Consider the following 19061-nt stretch of genomic DNA (forward strand, 5'->3'; position numbering starts at 1 on the left):
CCAAGCACCTGTACCAGACAGGGCTTGGATTTTTTCTTCTAAGCCGGAGCGTCGTCAAATCGCCGCTCGAGATTTACGAATTTATTGTATTCCTTCACAAACGCAAGCGATACATTTCCAACAGGGCCGTTACGTTGCTTGGCAATGATGATTTCGATTATGTTTTTGTTTTCCGCTTCTTTGTCATAGTAATCTTCACGGTATAAGAAAGCTACGATATCCGCATCCTGCTCGATACTTCCTGATTCACGAATATCAGACATCATTGGGCGCTTATCTTGACGCTGCTCCACACCACGGGAGAGCTGGGATAAGGCAATGACCGGTACTTCAAGCTCACGGGCCAGCCCTTTAAGGGAACGGGAAATTTCAGAAACCTCCTGCTGTCGGTTTTCTCCTGAACGCCCGCTCCCCTGAATGAGCTGCAAGTAGTCAATGAGGATCATTCCAAGTCCGTGCTCCTGAGCGAGACGTCGGCATTTCGAACGAATTTCCCCCACTTTAATACCAGGCGTATCATCGATATAAATGCCGGCATTCGAGAGACTTCCCATTGCCATCGTGAGCTTTCTCCAGTCTTCATCGGTTAAATCACCAGTTCGAAGGTTTTGGGCATTAATATTGCCTTCTGCACATAGCATACGCATAACAAGCTGCTCAGCTCCCATCTCCAGGGAGAAGATCGCGACGTTTTCTTTCGCTTTTACAGCGACGTTTTGGGCGATATTCAGGGCGAAGGCTGTTTTACCCATGGAAGGACGGGCTCCCACAATGATCAAGTCATTTCGCTGGAAACCGGCCGTCATATGGTCAAGGTCTGCAAACCCCGTTGAAATCCCCGTTACGTCACCCTTACGATTGGTTAAAGTTTCGATGTTGTCATAGGTTCTGACAAGGACATCTTTAATATTATGGAACGCACCGGCATTTTTTCGCTGTGCTACTTCCATGATGTTTTTTTCCGCTTCACTCAGGAGGCTATCGACTTCATCCTCCCGTGCATAGCCGTCAGAAGCAATATCTGTCGCTGTACGGATCAATCGTCTCAGTAAAGATTTTTCTTCAACGATCTTTGCGTAATACTCAATATTCGCAGCCGTCGGAACTGAGGCTGCAAGCTCACTTAAATAAGCGACCCCGCCAACATCTTCAAGCTCTTTCGCTGCTGCAAGCTCCTCTGTCACCGTAATTAAGTCGACGGCTTTTCCCCCGTCTCCCAAATTCAGCATGACATTGTATATTTTTTGATGAGAATGACGATAAAAATCCTCTGGAATCAAAATTTCTGATGTGGTCGTTAATGCGCTGGGCTCTAGGAAAATAGCACCTAATACCGCTTGTTCCGCCTCAATATTCTGTGGTGGAATCCGTTCCTGGAACACTTCATTCATCTATGCATAACCTCCAATTCAAACTGCGAAGGGGCAACAGACGTCTATAGGCATCTGCTGCCTGCGTCAAAGTTAACACCTTAATCTATATGAAAATAAGAATTTAGTCCTACCGAAAAAATGTGATCAGGATAGTATCCAGATCACATTTTTTATCAAACTATATTCATTTTAACATGTTTTTCTCAAAATGAAGTTACCAAATTTCGTATATTTTCTCTGAAAAAATCTTATTCCTCTGTTACATGTACCTTTAAGGTTGCTGAAACGTCCGTATGAAGCTTCACAGGGACATTCGTATAGCCAAGGGCACGAATGGCATCGTTCATTTCAATTTTACGTTTATCGATTTTGATGTCATGTGCTTTTTTCAACGCATCCGCAATTTGCTTGCTCGTGATGGAACCGAATAAACGACCACCTTCACCAGATTTTGCTTTCATTTCAACCGTGATTTCTTCTAAAGTTGCTTTTAATCTTTTTGCTTCTTCCAATTCTTCCTGAGCCAGTTGCTCTTCTTTCTTCTTTTGACCCTCAAGCTGACCCATGTTTGCATTTGTTGCTTCAACGGCCAAGCCTTTTTTTAATAAAAAGTTATGTGCATAGCCATCTGCTACGTTTTTTACTTCTCCTTTTTTCCCTTTACCTTTAACGTCTTTTAAGAAAATTACTTTCATATCTCTTTTCTCCCTTCAAAATAATCATTTAATGCTTCCTTCAGCTGTTCTTCAGCTTCTGATACAGATGCTTGTTTTATTTGAGTAGCGGCGTTGGTTAAATGACCTCCACCGTTTAAGTTTTCCATAATGATTTGTACGTTCACGTCACCTAAAGAACGGGCACTGATCCCGATCGTTTCAGGATCCCGCTTAGAGATGACGAAGGAAGCAATTACTTCATCCATGGTCAATAGCGTATCCGCTGCCTGTGCAATCAGGACGGGATCATAAATGACGTCATCCTCTGCTTTCGCAATCGCAACGCCTTCACGGAAAAATTTAACCGATTCGATTAACCTTGACCGTTTTATATAAGTATCGACATCCTCTTTCAGGAACTTTTGGACTAATACGGTATCTGCCCCTTGTGCCCTTAAATAGGAAGCGGCATCAAAGGTCCTTGATCCCGTTCGAAGCGTAAAGCTCTTCGTATCCACAATGATTCCCGCCAGCAGAGAAGTGGCTTCCAGCATAGTGATTTTTTCATGTTTAGGCTGATATTCCAATAGCTCCGTCACAAGTTCTGCTGTTGAAGAGGCATATGGCTCCATATAAACAAGTAATGGGTTTTTAATAAAGTCTTCTCCGCGACGATGGTGATCGATCACCACGACTTTATCCATTTTATTTAAAAGCCTTTCTTCAATGACCAGGGAAGGCTTGTGGGTATCGACGACCACGAGCAGCGTATCTTCTGTCGCCATTTCGAGTGCTTCCTCGGGGGTGATGAATCGGGAATGAAGATCAGAATTGACTTTAATCTCCTTCATCAACCGTTTCACGCCATTATCTATTTCATTAAAGTTTAAGACAACGTACCCTTCCCGCTGATTCATTTGAGCCACTTTTCGAATGCCGATGGCGGCTCCGATGGCATCCATATCGGGATGTTTATGTCCCATGATGATGACCTTATCACTTTCGATCATGATTTCCTTTAGAGCATGGGAAATGACTCTGGCACGTACCCGGGTACGTTTCTCCATTGGATTGGTTTTTCCACCGTAGAATTTAACTTTTCCATTCGTTTGCTTAATGGCCACCTGATCCCCTCCACGACCTAACGCGAGATCCAGGCTTGATTGAGCCAGGGTACCCAGTTCAGGCAGAGAAGAAACCCCGGTCCCTACACCAATACTTAGAGTCAAGGGTACATTTTGCTTGGCTGTGGTATCCCGGACATCATCCAATATACCGAACTTTTCCTTTTCTAATACTTGAAGGATCTTCTCATTAATGACGGCGATGAACCTCTCGGAAGAAACCCGCTTCAAGAATACGCCATATTCTTTTGCCCACTTATTCAGAATGGACGTCACGAGGCTATTCAAGCTGCTTCTTGTTTGGTCGTCCATCCCTTGCGTTAATTCATCATAGTTATCTAGAAAGATGATTCCAATATTCGTGCGTTCATCATGATATTGCTTTTCTATTTCTTTTTGTTCGGTGACATCAAAGAAATAGAGAAGTTTTTCTTTGAGCTTCAATACGACTTGATACTTTCTCTCATTAATCGTCACAATTTCTGAATCTACTTCCTGCTTGATTAATGGAACAAGAGATTCTGCCACATCGTATAAGGATCTTCCAACGACTGTATCTTCATTAAAACAAGAGGCAAGAAAAGGATTCGTCCATTCTATGTAATATTCATCATTGATCAGCATGATCCCAATGGGCATCTCCATTAACGCCTCTTCCCCTACACGCTTTACACGATAGGATAAAGTGGAGATATACTCCTCTGTTTCTTCGTGCGATCTTCTCTCAAAATAGAAAGCGAGAAAATACACGATTCCAAAGACAATCAACCCTATTAACGAAATGATCCATTGGTAAAAGGAAACCGATACTAACAATAGAGCTGTTAATATAGCAAGACCGTACAATGGGTAGCGGATCATTCGCTTATTAAAATAAGATGGCATGATTTCAGCTCCTGGACCTTAAATTTCTATGACTTGCGTTGTAGGCGTTGTCTTAGATCAAATCCTAAGTCAATTATACCTAAAATTCGCACGAGATAAAGAAGAGGAATCGAAATGATTGTAATTAATACCAAAATTCCTTTTGACCATCCTTTTATATGAGCGAAAAAATAGAGGAAAGACAAGCCCTGGACCGCCATCAATGTTTGCAATACATACAGAACATTTAGAAGGGCCGTATAGGCATACGTTCCTTTCTCCGGCTGCAGAATCATAGATAGAACTAAGGTAAGTAAATAATACCAAAGGATACTCTTAGGAAGCTTCCATTCTCTAAATGGTTTAAATACGGGTACATCTCTCCCTAAACGCTTCATGATGGGAAAGTTGATCAGCATAAACAACAGAGCCAATACGACAGCAATTCCAAGAAACAAGGTAGGCATCAAGGTCTGAATTAGATCAATGGAGCTCTCCAGACTTTCCACCAGTCTCTTATCTGGTTCCTGACCAAGCTTCTCAAATAAAGAATAATAAGCTGCCTTCGATTCAGCTAAGCTATCTTCTATAATATTAACATCGAAGAGTAGGATAGAAAAAACAAAACCAATCACAATATTGATGACAAGTGTGAGACTTGACGCCATAAACAGCCTCATTTTATCTACTTTCGCTTTCACACACCAGCCAATCACTACCCCGGTCGTCGCAACCATGAAGGCAACAGGCAGCGCAATGAGCCCTCCAAACAAGAAAGATAACCCTAACGATCCGATCAATACGTAAAAAGAATTCAGTAACGAATACTTAGAACTAAACAGAATAAGAGGGAGGGGCAATACGAAAAATGCAAGGGTCCCAATAAGCGGAACATATAAAGCCAACAACAGTAAAACAGTAAAGATGGCGAGCATAAGCGCACCTTCCGTTAACACACGGGGATTTTTCAATTGAAACGCTCCTTACGATATATTCAAAAACATGCAATAGCACTATCATATCAATTTTAAAGATAGATTTCATCTAGTGGGTACTTACCCGAAGGTGAGAAGCATACTTTAATGTCCACCATTTAACTTTGTTGTGCCAATTTCTGCGTTTGTTGTGCCACTTTCCACTAAACTTGTGCCAAATTGTGAATATCAATAACTATTATTGTTAAAATCACTTCATTTTCATAAAAAAGAAGGTACCCCTTCAACATGCTTCTTTTCTTCATCTACTCTAGTATGCACTCATTTTAAAAAGGAGTATACGCAGTAGAAAAAGAATAGCAATGTATCAGGACCACCCTCTAATGAATATTATGAAATTTTAAAACGTTCGATTGAAGACTGAAGCTCTTGACTTAAGTCTGTTAAGCGTTCAGCTGCTTCTGTAACCGATTGGACGGCCCTTACTTGTTCTTCCGTAGAGGCACTCATTTCCTCACAGGAAGCAGCTGTTTGTTCCGCTGTAGCGGCCATCATCTGAATCACGTTGACCACTTCATCTTTTTCAAGATTGATTTGACCCACTTCCTCATACATTCTTTCTATTTCATCCTGCATGGATTTCATTAACTGTGAGGTTTGGTCAAATACGTGATTGGTTTTTTGGATCACTTCATTTTGGACCTCAAAGGTTTCTTTCGTTTTCACCATTTCATCAACTGCTTGATGAGAGCCTTGTTGAATTTCTATAATGGTGCGTTTTACTTCTTCGGTTGCCTTCACTGACTGATCGGCAAGCTTTCGTACTTCTTCCGCCACGACAGCAAATCCCTTGCCGTGTTCACCTGCTCTGGCAGCCTCAATGCTCGCATTTAAAGCAAGGAGGTTGGTTTGAGAAGAAATATCCGTTATTGTACCCATGACCGATTCAATCGTCTTCACCTTTGCTTCCAAACTAAAGATGACTTTCTCCATGGAGGAGATGTATTCACTGGAAGAATGGTAGGCATTTTCTAATTCTTTTACCTGGTTTAACCCGGACTGATTCATGACATCTGCTTGTCCTGCCATCTCAGACATAGCTTTCGACTTTTCATAGACTCCATTAATTCTTGTTCCTAATTGCTCTGTTTGATGATGAGCCCGATCAGAGTCGGACGCTGATTGAGAAGCCCCTGTCGCAATTTCGGAAACAGCCTTTGCCATCTCTTCACTTGAGGCATTTGTCTCCTCAGAAACAGCACTTAATCCTTCAGCCGATTCCCGGACATTATAGATCGATTCTTGGACGACTTGTATCGTATCTCTCATATTCACGATCATTTTGTTTAAATCGGACGCTAGTAATCCTGTCTCATCTTTGGAATCAATTTCAGACTGAATGGATAAATCTCCAGTAGAGACATCGGTTACCGTTTTTTGAAGCTGCTTGATTGGTTTAGTGATTTTATTAGAAATGAAGACAACTAACACCAACATGACAGCCAGGGTAATAAGGGCTGTCACGATCAGTAACCGTTCGATTTCTTTGGATGACTGAATGAGATCCTTCATACTATAGGCAGAGCCCACTTTCCAGTTCGTCTTTGGTACTGTACTATATACCAATACCTTTTCGTCACCTTCCAGTTCGTAACGGATTGTATCGGATTCCTTCTCAGAAGTCAGCATTTTACTGATGAAAGGTAGCGATGAAAGATTTCCCCCCCGCTTAGTAGGGTGGACGATGGCTGTACCATCTAGTCCGAACAGGAATGGATAGCCATTAAACCCAATGTCCATTTCTGAGACTCGGTCAGTAAGTTTTGTCAAATTAATATCGACACCGAGAACGCCTACTACTTTATTATCTGAAACTATCGCTCTGGAAGCTGTAATGATATATTCTTCCGTTGCAGTATCTACGTACGGCTCGCTCCAAACCACGCCAGCCCTTACTTCCTCAGCATTTTTATACCAATCCCTGCTTGTCGGATCAAAGTCACTAGGCAGAGAAACGGATGGAACAATTTTTAATTTCTTATTTGGTGATGCGAAGTAAATAGAAGTAGCTTCCTGATAAAGGCTTAAGTAATTATCAAAATCCGATTGAATATTGGCAAACAGCTCTGTATTTTTGCCGCCAGATTCTGTTTGCAACTGTGCTTTTGCATAATCTTTTAACGAGTTGGAGATTGAATATTGATCAATACTTTTTTCGTATTGTCCAAGAAAGAGTTGCACTGAATTATTTAGTTCTCCTACGATCCCTTGAGTTTGATCAATAACCTCTTTTTCTGTTTTCATTCTCGTTTGTAAGCTTGTAATCGCAATGATAACGGCTAACGATACCATAAATAAAATGGATATGATTACAATAAGCTTCATTCTAATAGATGATAGAAGAAAACCCTTCTTTCGTTCCACCTGTTTCCTTGTGTTTTTCTTTTTCACATAAATTCCCCCTCTTACTACCAAAAAGCTATCTATATATACACTTATTCATCGACATTTTTCGGCATTTCTTTATAGGTACACGGGAATTTACAAGAACAAAGTGATGGCAGATAGGATAATCGAAGGGATGCTTTGCAGAGGAGGAATAGATCTTATACACACCGTTTAAAAAACGGCAAAAAAAAAGCAGAAGAGACAAGTCTCTGCTGCTTTTTTAGTCGATGATATTATTCACCAGTAACGTATGGAAGTAATGCCATTGTACGAGCGCGTTTGATCGCACGAGTCAACTTACGTTGGTACTTAGCGTTAGTTCCAGTTACACGACGTGGAAGAATTTTTCCACGTTCAGATACGAATTTCTTAAGAAGATCTACATCTTTGAAATCGATATGTGTAATTCCGTTTGCTGTGAAGTAGCACACCTTACGACGTCTACGTCCACCTCTACGTCCTCCTGCCATTTGTTTCGCCTCCTATCTTGTTTAGATTCATTATCGTTCGTTTAGAATGGCAGATCATCATCGGAAATGTCGATCGGCTGACCGTCATTTGCAAATGGATCCTCATCTACACGTGTATAGTTGTTGTTATTATTGTTGTTGCGTTGTTGATTCTGATTCTGACTATACGGATTTCCTTGGTCACGTTGACCTCCACCCGAATAGCCCGGACTTCCTCCACGATCGCCTTGATTCGCACTACGCGGCTCTAAGAACTGAACGCTTTCTGCTACAACTTCCGTCATAAACACCCGGCGTCCATCTTGTCCTTCGAAATTACGTGTTTGAATACGACCGTCAACGCCAGCTAAGCTGCCTTTTTTAAGAAAGTTTGCTACATTCTCTGCAGGGCGACGCCATACAACGCAGTTAATAAAATCTGCTTCCCGTTCTCCTGATTGATTCGTAAAACTACGATTGACAGCCAGTGTAAACGAAGCAACAGCTACTCCACTTGGAGTATATTTTAATTCAGGGTCTTTGGTTAAACGCCCTACTAATACAACTCGGTTCATCATCAGAATCAACCCCTTCCTTCTAATTTACTGTTTCACGTGAAACAGATGATAGAAGTGTATATCTTAAAAAACGTACGGATTATTCTTCTTCTTTAACAACGATATGACGGATAATATCATCGCTGATTTTAGCTAAACGATCGAATTCGTTAACTGCATCAGAAGTAGCGCTCATCTTAACTAGTTGATAGAAACCATCACGAAAATCGTTGATTTCATACGCTAAACGACGTTTACCCCAATCTTTTGACTCGATGATTTCCGCGCCGTTAGTTGTTAAAACGTTATCGAAACGCTCAACTACTGCTTTCTTTGACTCGTCGTCAATGTTTGGGCGGACAATGTACATAACTTCGTACTTTCTCATCTGAATGTCACCTCCTCGTGGTCTATGCGGTCCTTTCTTTGTGAAAGAACAAGGAGCAATGCGTTCATTACTCACGAAATAAAATTATAGCATAGGTTATCTATTATTGCAATATGACGTAAAAAAAAGACTAGAATCGGGACTCTAGTCTTTCAATTATGCTTTTTTCGTAAACTTTGTTGCTTTTTAAGAAGCGAGTGCTGGTTGATTTCCACTCCAGGTGCTCGCTTTCCGCGGGGCGTGAGTTGAGCCTCCTCGGGCTTCGCCCTGTGGGGTCTCAACTTTCCCGCTATTCCCGCAGGAGTCGAGCACCTTCCGTTCCAATCAACTGTTAAGCTTGAGTTATAGACTTGGATAAAATTAATACACGTTTAGCAGATAGCTTTTTTCAAGTGTGCAGAGTTTGATTTTAACCTGCACATGAGAAATAAAACTTCTTTGGAGTGTTTTTGTCACTATCATCTCTGTTGGTGAGAAGGCTAACCATCAGCCCAAACCTATTTATACATTAAAACGGAAGTGAATGATGTCTCCGTCTTTTACGAGGTATTCTTTGCCTTCTAAACGGACTTTTCCTGCTTCACGGGCTGCACCCATTGTTCCTGCTTCCACCAGGTCTTCATAGGAAACCGTTTCGGCACGGATGAAGCCTCTTTCGAAGTCAGTATGGATGACTCCGGCACATTGTGGAGCTTTCATCCCTTCACGGAATGTCCAGGCGCGGACCTCTTGAACGCCGGCTGTGAAGTACGTAGCCAGTCCCAATAAAGAGTAGGTAGCGCGGATCAGCTGATCTAAACCGGACTCTTCAATCCCTAGCTCTTCCAGGAACATCGCTTTTTCTTCATCATCAAGCTCAGCAATTTCAGATTCGATTTTCGCACAGACAACAATCACTTCTGCATTGTCTTCTTTAGCAAATTCACGTACTTTCTGAACATATTCGTTGTCAGAAGGGTCGGAAATTTCATCTTCACTTACGTTTGCTACATATAATACAGGCTTTGAAGTCAGAAGATGAAGCTGTTTCACAAGCTTCATTTGTTCATCGGAGAACTCAACCGTACGAGCCGGCTGCTCTGCTTCAAGGGCTTCTTTGATTTTCACGAGGATATCATGCTCAAATACCGCTTCTTTATCTTTTTGCTTGGCCATTTTCTGAACTCTGGCGAGACGCTTATCCACTGTCTCAAGGTCAGCTAAGATCAATTCCAGGTTGATGACTTCAATATCCGCAATCGGATCTACTTTACCTGAAACGTGTGTGATATTATCATCCGCGAAACAACGGACAACCTGACAGATTGCATCCACTTGGCGAATATGAGATAAGAATTTATTCCCTAATCCTTCTCCTTTACTCGCTCCTTTTACAATACCGGCGATATCCGTGAATTCAAAGGCAGTGGGAACCGTCTTCTTCGGTTCTACAAGCTCTGTTAATTTATCTAAACGGTGATCGGGAACTTCAACAATTCCTACGTTCGGATCAATTGTACAGAAAGGATAGTTGGCAGATTCTGCACCTGCTTTTGTAATTGCATTAAATAAAGTGGACTTCCCTACGTTAGGTAATCCAACGATACCAGCTGTTAAAGCCATTATGGTCACTCCTCATCTAAATTCTTATCTATTAAAAATCATGTAAGATCGAAAATAAGTAAACGGTCGAACCTTTCACAATTATAGAGATAATAGAAGGAAAAGACAAGTGAAGCTTCAGGCATCGTTTAGGGAAGTGAGAATATTTTTTTCTTTCAGCATGGCTTAACAAAAAGAGCATCCAATCGACTGAAACCGACTGAATGCTCCTAAACCTGGCAAATTAAACATAGGATGGATTAGGCCAAAAGAAATATGGGTAAAAAAAGAATACTTATTCTTCTTCGCCGCTACTGATGACTTTTTTCATTTTTTTCGCAAAGTCTTTTCTGGGAATCATGACACTGTGGCCGCAGCCTACACATTTGATGCGAATATCCATTCCCATACGGATCACTTTCCAGCGGTTCGTACCACATGGATGCGGCTTTTTCATTTCTACAATATCATTTAAAGTGAATGTCTTGGGCTCCACTGGATTTCTCCTCCTTATTCGCTTTCAAGTTTTCTTTGCTTTTCTTCACGTGGCTGGATATCTTCCTGATCCTGACGTGAATACATCACCATACGAGGGAATGGAATTTCAATACCATGCTCATCCAGACATAGTTTAACCTCTTTACGTATCATTCTTGCCATATACCAATGTCTCATCGGAACCGTTTCAGCCACGATTCGAATGACCACATCTGATGCTCCCAGGGTTTGAACACCCAAAAGTTCAGGTGGATTCACGAGATCTTCATATTTTTGCGGTAAAGCAAGGAGAAGCTCCTGCATCACTTTCTCTGCTTCTTCTATATTTTCTTCATAGGCAATACTGACATCTACAACCGCAATGCTGTTGTGAATGGAGAAGTTCGTTACTTCCGTAATATTACCATTGGGGAAAATATGTAATTCCCCGGTCCAGCTTTTGATCTTTGTCGTACGAAGGCCGATTTCTTCAACAGTACCTTCAGCAGAACCAATTCGAACATAGTCACCTACTGAAAACTGGTCCTCGAATATAATAAAGAAACCGGTGATGATATCACGAACCAGATTTTGCGCTCCAAAACCAACGGCAAGACCGACGATTCCGGCACCAGCAATGAGTCCTTTCACGTCAATTTCAAGAGTCGACAAGATAGTCATCAAACTGATGAAATAAATCACATAGGTCAATACATTCTCCAGTAGCTTCAAAAGAGTGGCTTCACGACGTTCGGTGAACTTAAGGGGTGAACGTGACCGAACCTTAAACACGTTTCGAATCGCTGACCTTCCCAACCTTAATGCAATATAGGTAATGACCATAATTGCGACAATTTTCAAGGCACCCGAACCCAGGGCTATCCATAAATCATTATCTATAATTTTCTCTGCGACTTTTTTAGCTTCTTCCTTTGGATCTGTCATATACCGAACCTCCACTTATCGTTCAATAAGAAGTATTCCTTATTTTATCAACTTTCCCTCTCCTTGTGTAGATATAACCTCAGATTACTATAGTTTCTAGAAAATTTTTATTTTATGAAAAATCCAACCATATTATGTATGAAAAAAAGAAATCGTCCGTATACTGATAATACTTAGAAAATATGCCTATGGTAGTCACGTCCGACAAAGTATGTTCACTATAAAATTCCCCTTAAACATATCCAAAGGAGTGGAAGCGATGAATCTAAAAAAAGGACTATTTGAACGAAGACCTGAACCCTTCAGAGTCCTTCATCAGGAAGAGCGTGCGGCACAGGATCTTTCCGTTCAATTGTCGTCGATGCTTCCCACTTACTATCGTACAAGACCCATTGTCTTCGTATGTATTGGCACAGACCGTTCAACAGGGGATTCATTAGGCCCATTAGTTGGAACCTTAATAGAGGAACAAGATATCAAACCATTTCATGTATATGGAACGTTGGATGATCCGATCCATGCAGTAAACCTCGAAGAGAAGCTCAGTCAAATTACCGCTAAACATATCAATCCTTTTATTATCGGTGTAGATGCCTGTCTCGGTCGATTAAAAAGTGTCGGCGCCATTCAATTAAGTGAGGGGCCATTAAAACCTGGTGCAGGCGTAAATAAAGAGTTACCAGAGGTTGGGGAGATTCACCTGACCGGAATCGTGAATGTAAGTGGATTTATGGAATTCTTTGTGTTACAAAATACACGTTTGAATCTTGTGATGAAAATGGCAAAGACGATTGCTCAAGCCATTGTGCTGGCAGGCGATTCAGTGGAACGCCGCAACGCCGTCAGTATTGAAAAATGGCGGGAAGAACTACAGCAATAAAAGGGAGATGATCCAGATACGTTCTGGGTTATCTCCCTTTTCACTTATTACATATACAGGTGGTATGCGTGTATGATTCCTACGACCAATCCCACTACGATGATCCCGGGAAGTAAATTGGCGACCCTGATCTTGGTTACACCGAGGAGATTGAGGCCAATCGCAAAAATCATGATTCCTCCCGTTGCGGTCATCTCTACAATATAGGCATCCATGAGCTCTTCTGGAACCCACTGATGAATTTGAGTCGCAAATAAAGCGATAAATCCTTGATAAAGGACGACAGGAATCGCCGAAAACATTACACCGATTCCTAAAGTCGTCGTTAGGATCAGCGATGTAAAGCCATCAATGATTGACTTCGTCAACAGAACATCATGATCGCCCCTGATACCGCTATCCAACGCACCTATTACTGCCATTGCTCCAATAACAAAAATAAGGGTAGCTGTGACAAACCCTTGAGAGATGGATGTTTCTTTATTACTGCCCAGCTTCTTTTCCAACCAGTTACCCAATGAGTTAAGCTTGTCCTCCAGATTCATCCACTCTCCCCATGCAGCACCCAGAGCCAGGCTGATGATGACAATGAGAAAGTTTTCACTTTTCAATCCCATCTGTAGCCCAAGGACTATGACAGCTAAACCAATCGCTTTCATGACAGTTCCCTTCATATCTTCCGGGATACGATGAAGGACCTTACCCAGGAGAGTTCCGATGATAATACATACTCCATTTACCAGCGTTCCTAATAGTACCATGACGTTCTCCTTATCTGTCTGAAAAATTCTTTTCCTGTTCTTTGATAATTATTTCCCAAAGAATAGTGTACCTTCTATGTACCATATAGAAGAGGACTGGCTTAATTGGTATAAGTATACCTTTTAAGCCAGTCCTTTTCCTAAATGGTTACTGCAATAATTCCAAAATGCGATCGAGATCTTCTTTCGAAAAAAATTCGAGCTCGATTTTTCCTTTTTTCTTTGATTGTTTAATCGTGACCGTTGTCCCGAAGCGCTCGCGTAGAAGGGATTCCTGTTCCTGAATGAAAACATCTTTTCTCTCTGTATTTTTTGTTTCACGTGGAACATTCTCATTCAGTTCTTGAATGATTTTTTCTAATTGGCGAACGTTTAATGATTCTTTAAGGATACGATTTACAACGGTTGATAGATTTTTCTTATTTTTCAACCCAAGAAGTGCACGTCCGTGTCCCATCGTTAACTTACCTTCTGAAATAAGCTCCTGAATAGGGGCAGGGAGGGATAGTAAGCGAATATGATTGGCAATATGAGGTCTGCTCTTTCCTAACCTCTTCGCTAATTCCTCCTGAGTGAGCTTTAGCTTGTCCATCAGCATTTGATAAGCAGCGCCTTCTTCGATCGGTGTCAGATCTTCACGTTGAAGGTTTTCTAATACGGCAAGCTCCATCATTTGTTGCTCATTCAATTCCCGGACTACGACAGGAGCCGATTCTAATTTAGCCGCTTTAGCTGCACGATAACGGCGTTCCCCAACGACAATTTCATACCCTTTGATCGTTTTACGCACAATGATCGGTTGCAGGATACCGTGTTCTAAGATTGAATCTTTTAATTCTTCAATTGCTTGCGGCTCAAAGATCTTTCTTGGTTGATATGGATTCGGCCGTATTTCTTTCAGGCTCACTTCTTGCACAGACTCTTCATTTTGTGTTGTTTGGATATTGGTGAAGAGAGCATTGATGCCCTTTCCTAAACCTTTAGCCATTCGCCGCCACTTCCTTTGCTAGTTCTAAATAAACTTCTGCTCCCCTTGACTTCGCATCATAGATGATAATTGGTTCACCATGACTGGGCGCTTCACTTAAACGAACGTTACGTGGAATAATTGTGCGATACACTTTATCTTGAAAATATTTTTTAACCTCTTCAATGACCTGGATTCCCAGATTGGTTCTCGCATCAAGCATCGTAAGCAGTACACCATCGATCATAAGGTCATGATTCAGATGCTTCTGAACTAAACGAACGGTACTCAAAAGCTGACTCAATCCTTCCAGAGCATAATATTCGCATTGAACCGGTATGACGACAGCATCTGAGGCTGTTAAGGCATTGATTGTCAATAATCCTAATGATGGTGGGCAATCAATGATAATATAATCAAATTCGTCTTTTACTTTCTCTAACGCTTTCTTTAAACGTACTTCACGGGAGATGGTTGGAACAAGTTCAATTTCTGCTCCCGCCAATGAAATCGTTGCAGGTACAATGGATAAATTCTCGACTTTTGATTGTTTAATGGTTTCTCTGACATCGACATCATCTACCAGCACATCATAGATGCACTGCTGGACATCCCCTTTTTCCACACCTACACCACTAGTGGCGTTTCCTTGAGGATCAATGTCTACCAGTAAAACCTTTTTCCCTATATAAGCTAAGCAAGCCCCCAAATTGACGGATGTTGTGGTCTTTCCCACTCCACCTTTTTGATTTGTAACGGCTACTATTCTGCCCAAGGTTGTCACCTACCTTTTGACTTCCTAAGATTCACTAAATTTTTTACAGTATTCTTCTATTCTATCAAAATTCTTCGCTAATTGTCTGTCAATTTTTCAAAAAGTGCAGTGTTTCTAAAAATAGGAAATTACGAACTGTTCATTCGTCATTAATCGATCGAAAACCCTCTGATTCGACAACAAAAAAAGTGAGAAACCAATCCGATATGTTTCTCACTTTTAGACTACGAATCTATTTTTTTTTAGGAATACGGATGGTAAATTGATAGAATTCCTCATGCTCTTCTTCTTCAGAGTCCAGATTGATTCCGCTGTCCGATACCATGGAGAGCGATTGACGAATCGTATTCACAGCTATTCTCATATCCTTACTGAATGCTTTCCGTTTCGGTTTAGGCTTTTGAGTCGTTCCTTCTTGCATTTTCACAACCCGGTCTTCGGTTTGTTTGACATTCAAGCTTTTTTCAATGATTTCTTGAAGGAGCTGAATTTGTTTTTCAGCATTCTTCAGAGGAATCAATGCCCTGGCATGACGTTCTGTGATCAGTTTATCTAATAAGGCTGATTGAATTTCTTCTGGAAGCTTAAGGAGACGAAGCTTGTTCGCCACAGTCGATTGTCCTTTTCCTAAGCGTTGAGCAAGGGCTTCTTGAGTTAAATCATGTAACTCCAACAGTTTTCCATACGCAATGGCTTCTTCTATAGGAGAGAGCTCTTCTCTTTGTAAGTTTTCAATTAATGCAACAGATGCTGTTTCTGTATCATTAAGATTCTTTACAATGGCCGGTACAGTGTCCCAGCCAAGCTTCTGAACGGCTCTGTATCGACGTTCACCTGCAATGATTTCAAACTGCTCATCATCGTATTGTCTAACCACAATCGGTTGGATAATACCATGAGTATGAATCGTTCTGGATAACTCTTCTATCTTTTCATCATTGAACACTGTTCTTGGTTGAAAGCGATTAGGGATGATTTGTGAGACGGGTATCTTTTTCACTTCATCTCGATCTTCTTCCACTACATTTGATTCTTCAGATTCAACATCTTGCTCCTTTTCACCTAGGCCAAAAAAACGAGAGAAAGGATGCTTCATCTTCCTACACCACCTTTAAGAAACTCCCTTTATTAATATTCTCTAAAATATGGCAAGTTCCTGCCTGTGCTGAGATTTTCAAAGCAATGTTACTGTCACGGCAGGAGTGCTTTTCATATTATTCTAACGGTAATTTATTGGGTGTCCCAGGTTTTCTGGGATATTTATTAGGCGTTTCTTTCACTTTGTCGATCTTCACGATATTTCGTTCACTTTCCTCTTCCGGTAATACGAAGGAATACATTTTATCTGTTTGTCCACCCAGCATGCCAATTGCTTTCTTCGCATTGGATAGTTCCTCTTTCACATTTGAAGCCTTCATCGCTACAAATAAGCCGCCCGTTTTAACAAGTGGTAAACATAGTTCACTTAATACAGACATTCTGGCTACTGCTCTTGCTGTAACCATATCATACTTTTCACGATGAGCTTTGTTTTTACCAAAAGTCTCTGCACGATCATGATAAAAATTCGTGTTTTCAAGTCCTAACTCATCTGATAAATGGTTTAAGAACGTAATCCGCTTGTTCAAGGAGTCAACAATCGAGATATGTAAGTGCGGGTAGCATATTTTAAGAGGGATACTCGGAAAACCGGCTCCTGCTCCAACATCACAAAGAGTTGTCACCTGCGTGAAATCAACATAAAAAGCTGCACTGATTGAATCGTAAAAATGCTTTAAATAAACATCTTCCTTTTCTGTGATGGCCGTCAGGTTCATTTTTTCATTCCATTCAACCAACAATTCATAATAGCGCTCAAACTGATTTAATTGCTGAGGAGAAAGGGAGATACCCTTCTCCTCAAGCATTGATTGAAATTCATTTACATTCATGAAATTATCCTTCCTTTGCCTCTATTGATCACCTGATACTTTTGCAATTTTCCCTTGCTCGATATAGACGAGTAAAATAGAGATGTCTGCAGGATTCACTCCGGAAATCCGGGAAGCTTGTGCAAGAGAAAGAGGCTGAACCTCGATTAATTTCTGTCTCGCTTCAGACGCTAAACCGCTAATCGCACTGTAATCAATGTTTTCAGGAATTCTTTTGTTTTCCATCTTCTTCATTTTATCGACCTGTTGAAGAGATTTTTCAATATAGCCTTCATATTTCACTTGGATTTCAACCTGTTCCTCTACATCGGAATCCAACTCGATTTCGCTTGGAACGAGTGATTTAATATGACTATAGTTCATTTCAGGGCGTTTCAGAAGATCCGCTGCTAATATGCCGTCTTTCAGCTCGCTTCCGCCTGCTTCACGGATAACGGCTTGTGTTTCGTCAGTCGGCTTGATACGGATTCCTTCCAGGCGCTTTTTTTCTTCAGAAATTGCTTCTTTTTTCGCTGTAAAACGTTCGTATCGATCATCGGAGATTAATCCTATTTTATGACCGATATCAGTCAGGCGGAGATCGGCATTGTCATGACGAAGCAACAGGCGATATTCAGCACGGGAAGTCAATAGGCGATACGGTTCGTTCGTTCCTTTTGTTACAAGGTCATCGATTAAAACTCCGATATATGCATCAGAACGGCTTAAGATAACCTCTTCTTTATCCAGGGCACGGCAGGCAGCATTTATACCCGCCATCAGACCTTGTCCAGCTGCTTCTTCATAACCGGACGTTCCATTGATTTGTCCCGCTGTATAGAGGTTTTTTATTTTTTTCGTTTCAAGGGTAGGCCACAATTGAGTCGGTACGATGGAATCATACTCAATGGCATACCCGGCACGCATCATCTGTACTTTCTCAAGGCCCGGGATGGTTTGAAGAATCTTTTGTTGTACGTCTTCAGGTAAACTCGTTGATAATCCCTGCACATAGACTTCTTGTGTATTTCGTCCTTCCGGCTCCAAGAAAATCTGATGACGCGGCTTATCATGAAAACGTACGACTTTATCCTCAATGGAAGGACAGTAACGCGGTCCGGTTCCTTTAATCATTCCAGAATACATTGGTGAACGATGCAAGTTGTCATCAATCAATTGATGAGTGTGTTCGTTCGTATACGTTAACCAACATGGAAGTTGATCGGTGATATATTTCGTCGTTTCATAGCTGAATGCACGGGGAACATCATCACCTGGTTGAATTTCTGTTTTCGAATAATCGATTGTAGAACTATTCACACGTGGTGGCGTCCCTGTTTTAAAACGAACAGTATCAAAGCCTAATTCATGTAAATGATCAGAAAGTCTGATGGAAGGTTGTTGATTATTAGGACCGCTTGAATATTTCAGATCTCCTAATATGATTTCACCACGCAGGAATGTACCGGTTGTAATGACGACTGTTTTCGCGCGGTAGGCAGCACCCGTCATCGTTACGACACCTTTACATTCATCATCTTCCACAATTAATTCTTCAACCATTCCTTGAAGTAAGGTCATGTTCGGTTCATTTTCAATCGTGCGTTTCATTTCATGCTGATAAAGGAATTTATCCGCCTGAGCCCGTAATGCCCGGACAGCTGGACCTTTTCCTGTATTCAACATTCTCATTTGGATATGTGTTTTATCTATATTACGCCCCATTTCTCCACCCAGAGCGTCAATCTCTCTTACAACGATCCCTTTTGCCGGTCCACCAACAGATGGATTACATGGCATAAAGGCGACCATATCCAAGTTAATGGTAACCATTAACGTTTTAGCCCCCATACGGGCGGAAGCAAGTCCTGCTTCTACTCCGGCATGGCCAGCACCAATGACAATGACATCATATTGCCCTGCGTCATATTGCATGGTTTGTTTTTTCCTCCTTGTAGGACCTTGAATTTA

The 19061-nt window shown here is 41.3% G+C and carries 18 protein-coding genes and 1 pseudogene; 1 reads left to right on the forward strand and 18 read right to left on the reverse strand.

Features of this window, described 5'->3' with window-relative positions:
• Positions 1-38: 38 nt before the first annotated feature.
• The 12 genes and pseudogenes from dnaB to F0342_RS05280 form a co-directional block, all read right to left on the reverse strand.
• On the reverse strand, positions 39-1391 hold the full coding sequence (gene dnaB, locus F0342_RS05230) for a replicative DNA helicase (protein WP_149154937.1): 1353 nt from the start codon (positions 1389-1391) through the stop codon (positions 39-41).
• A 230-nt stretch (positions 1392-1621) separates the two neighbouring features.
• Positions 1622-2068: a 50S ribosomal protein L9 gene (gene rplI / locus F0342_RS05235; protein WP_149154938.1), complete on the reverse strand. Its 447-nt coding sequence runs from the start codon at positions 2066-2068 to the stop codon at positions 1622-1624.
• A complete protein-coding gene (locus F0342_RS05240) occupies positions 2065-4038 on the reverse strand; it encodes a DHH family phosphoesterase (protein ID WP_149154939.1) in 1974 nt (657 codons plus the stop codon). The genes rplI and F0342_RS05240 overlap by 4 nt, the downstream gene beginning before the upstream one ends.
• 26 nt (positions 4039-4064) lie before the next feature.
• Positions 4065-4988, reverse strand: coding sequence for a YybS family protein (locus F0342_RS05245; protein ID WP_149154940.1), 924 nt, complete (start codon positions 4986-4988; stop codon positions 4065-4067).
• Positions 4989-5342: 354 nt separating this feature from the next.
• Entirely contained in the window at positions 5343-6293 is a 951-nt protein-coding gene (locus F0342_RS25800) for a methyl-accepting chemotaxis protein (RefSeq protein WP_483861462.1), read from the reverse strand.
• Positions 6288-7337: pseudogene (locus F0342_RS25805) on the reverse strand (cache domain-containing protein); the annotation flags it as partial. The gene F0342_RS25800 and the pseudogene F0342_RS25805, both read right to left, overlap by 6 nt.
• Before the next feature lie 296 nt (positions 7338-7633).
• On the reverse strand, positions 7634-7870 hold the full coding sequence (rpsR, locus tag F0342_RS05255) for a 30S ribosomal protein S18 (RefSeq protein ID WP_034764780.1): 237 nt from the start codon (positions 7868-7870) through the stop codon (positions 7634-7636).
• A gap of 41 nt (positions 7871-7911) precedes the next feature.
• Positions 7912-8427, reverse strand: coding sequence for a single-stranded DNA-binding protein (gene ssb / locus F0342_RS05260; RefSeq protein ID WP_034764778.1), 516 nt, complete (start codon positions 8425-8427; stop codon positions 7912-7914).
• A gap of 79 nt (positions 8428-8506) precedes the next feature.
• A complete protein-coding gene (gene rpsF, locus F0342_RS05265; RefSeq protein ID WP_034764776.1) occupies positions 8507-8794 on the reverse strand; it encodes a 30S ribosomal protein S6 in 288 nt (95 codons plus the stop codon).
• Between the two features lie 501 nt (positions 8795-9295).
• Positions 9296-10396, reverse strand: a complete 1101-nt coding sequence (gene ychF / locus F0342_RS05270) for a redox-regulated ATPase YchF (protein ID WP_149154942.1) — start codon at positions 10394-10396, stop codon at positions 9296-9298.
• Positions 10397-10670: 274 nt separating this feature from the next.
• On the reverse strand, positions 10671-10871 hold the full coding sequence (locus tag F0342_RS05275) for a DUF951 domain-containing protein (protein WP_034764770.1): 201 nt from the start codon (positions 10869-10871) through the stop codon (positions 10671-10673).
• Positions 10872-10885: 14 nt separating this feature from the next.
• Positions 10886-11797: a mechanosensitive ion channel family protein gene (locus F0342_RS05280; RefSeq protein ID WP_149154943.1), complete on the reverse strand. Its 912-nt coding sequence runs from the start codon at positions 11795-11797 to the stop codon at positions 10886-10888.
• 259 nt (positions 11798-12056) lie between these two features.
• Here F0342_RS05280 and yyaC point away from each other — a divergent pair, with 259 nt between their 5' ends.
• The gene (yyaC, locus tag F0342_RS05285; RefSeq protein ID WP_149154944.1) at positions 12057-12677 is read left to right on the forward strand and encodes a spore protease YyaC; all 621 of its coding nucleotides are present in this window, start codon (positions 12057-12059) and stop codon (positions 12675-12677) included.
• Positions 12678-12724: 47 nt separating this feature from the next.
• Here the strand turns inward: yyaC and F0342_RS05290 are convergent, their stop codons facing one another.
• The 6 genes from F0342_RS05290 to mnmG form a co-directional block, all read right to left on the reverse strand.
• On the reverse strand, positions 12725-13438 hold the full coding sequence (locus F0342_RS05290) for a DUF554 domain-containing protein (protein ID WP_149154945.1): 714 nt from the start codon (positions 13436-13438) through the stop codon (positions 12725-12727).
• A gap of 148 nt (positions 13439-13586) precedes the next feature.
• Positions 13587-14426 (reverse strand): ParB/RepB/Spo0J family partition protein, encoded by an 840-nt coding sequence (locus F0342_RS05295; RefSeq protein WP_149154946.1) that lies wholly within the window; start codon positions 14424-14426, stop codon positions 13587-13589.
• On the reverse strand, positions 14419-15180 hold the full coding sequence (locus F0342_RS05300) for a ParA family protein (RefSeq protein ID WP_148970551.1): 762 nt from the start codon (positions 15178-15180) through the stop codon (positions 14419-14421). The genes F0342_RS05295 and F0342_RS05300 overlap by 8 nt, the downstream gene beginning before the upstream one ends.
• Positions 15181-15412: 232 nt before the next feature.
• Complete coding sequence (gene noc, locus F0342_RS05305; RefSeq protein ID WP_149154947.1) at positions 15413-16276, reverse strand: nucleoid occlusion protein; 864 nt, start codon at positions 16274-16276, stop codon at positions 15413-15415.
• 118 nt (positions 16277-16394) lie between these two features.
• Positions 16395-17111: a 16S rRNA (guanine(527)-N(7))-methyltransferase RsmG gene (rsmG, locus tag F0342_RS05310; RefSeq protein WP_149154948.1), complete on the reverse strand. Its 717-nt coding sequence runs from the start codon at positions 17109-17111 to the stop codon at positions 16395-16397.
• A gap of 21 nt (positions 17112-17132) precedes the next feature.
• Positions 17133-19025, reverse strand: coding sequence for a tRNA uridine-5-carboxymethylaminomethyl(34) synthesis enzyme MnmG (gene mnmG, locus F0342_RS05315; RefSeq protein WP_149154949.1), 1893 nt, complete (start codon positions 19023-19025; stop codon positions 17133-17135).
• Positions 19026-19061: the final 36 nt, after the last annotated feature.

The sequence above is a fragment of the Bacillus sp. CH30_1T genome (assembly GCF_008364765.1).
Lineage (GTDB): Bacteria > Bacillota > Bacilli > Bacillales > Bacillaceae_B > Rossellomorea.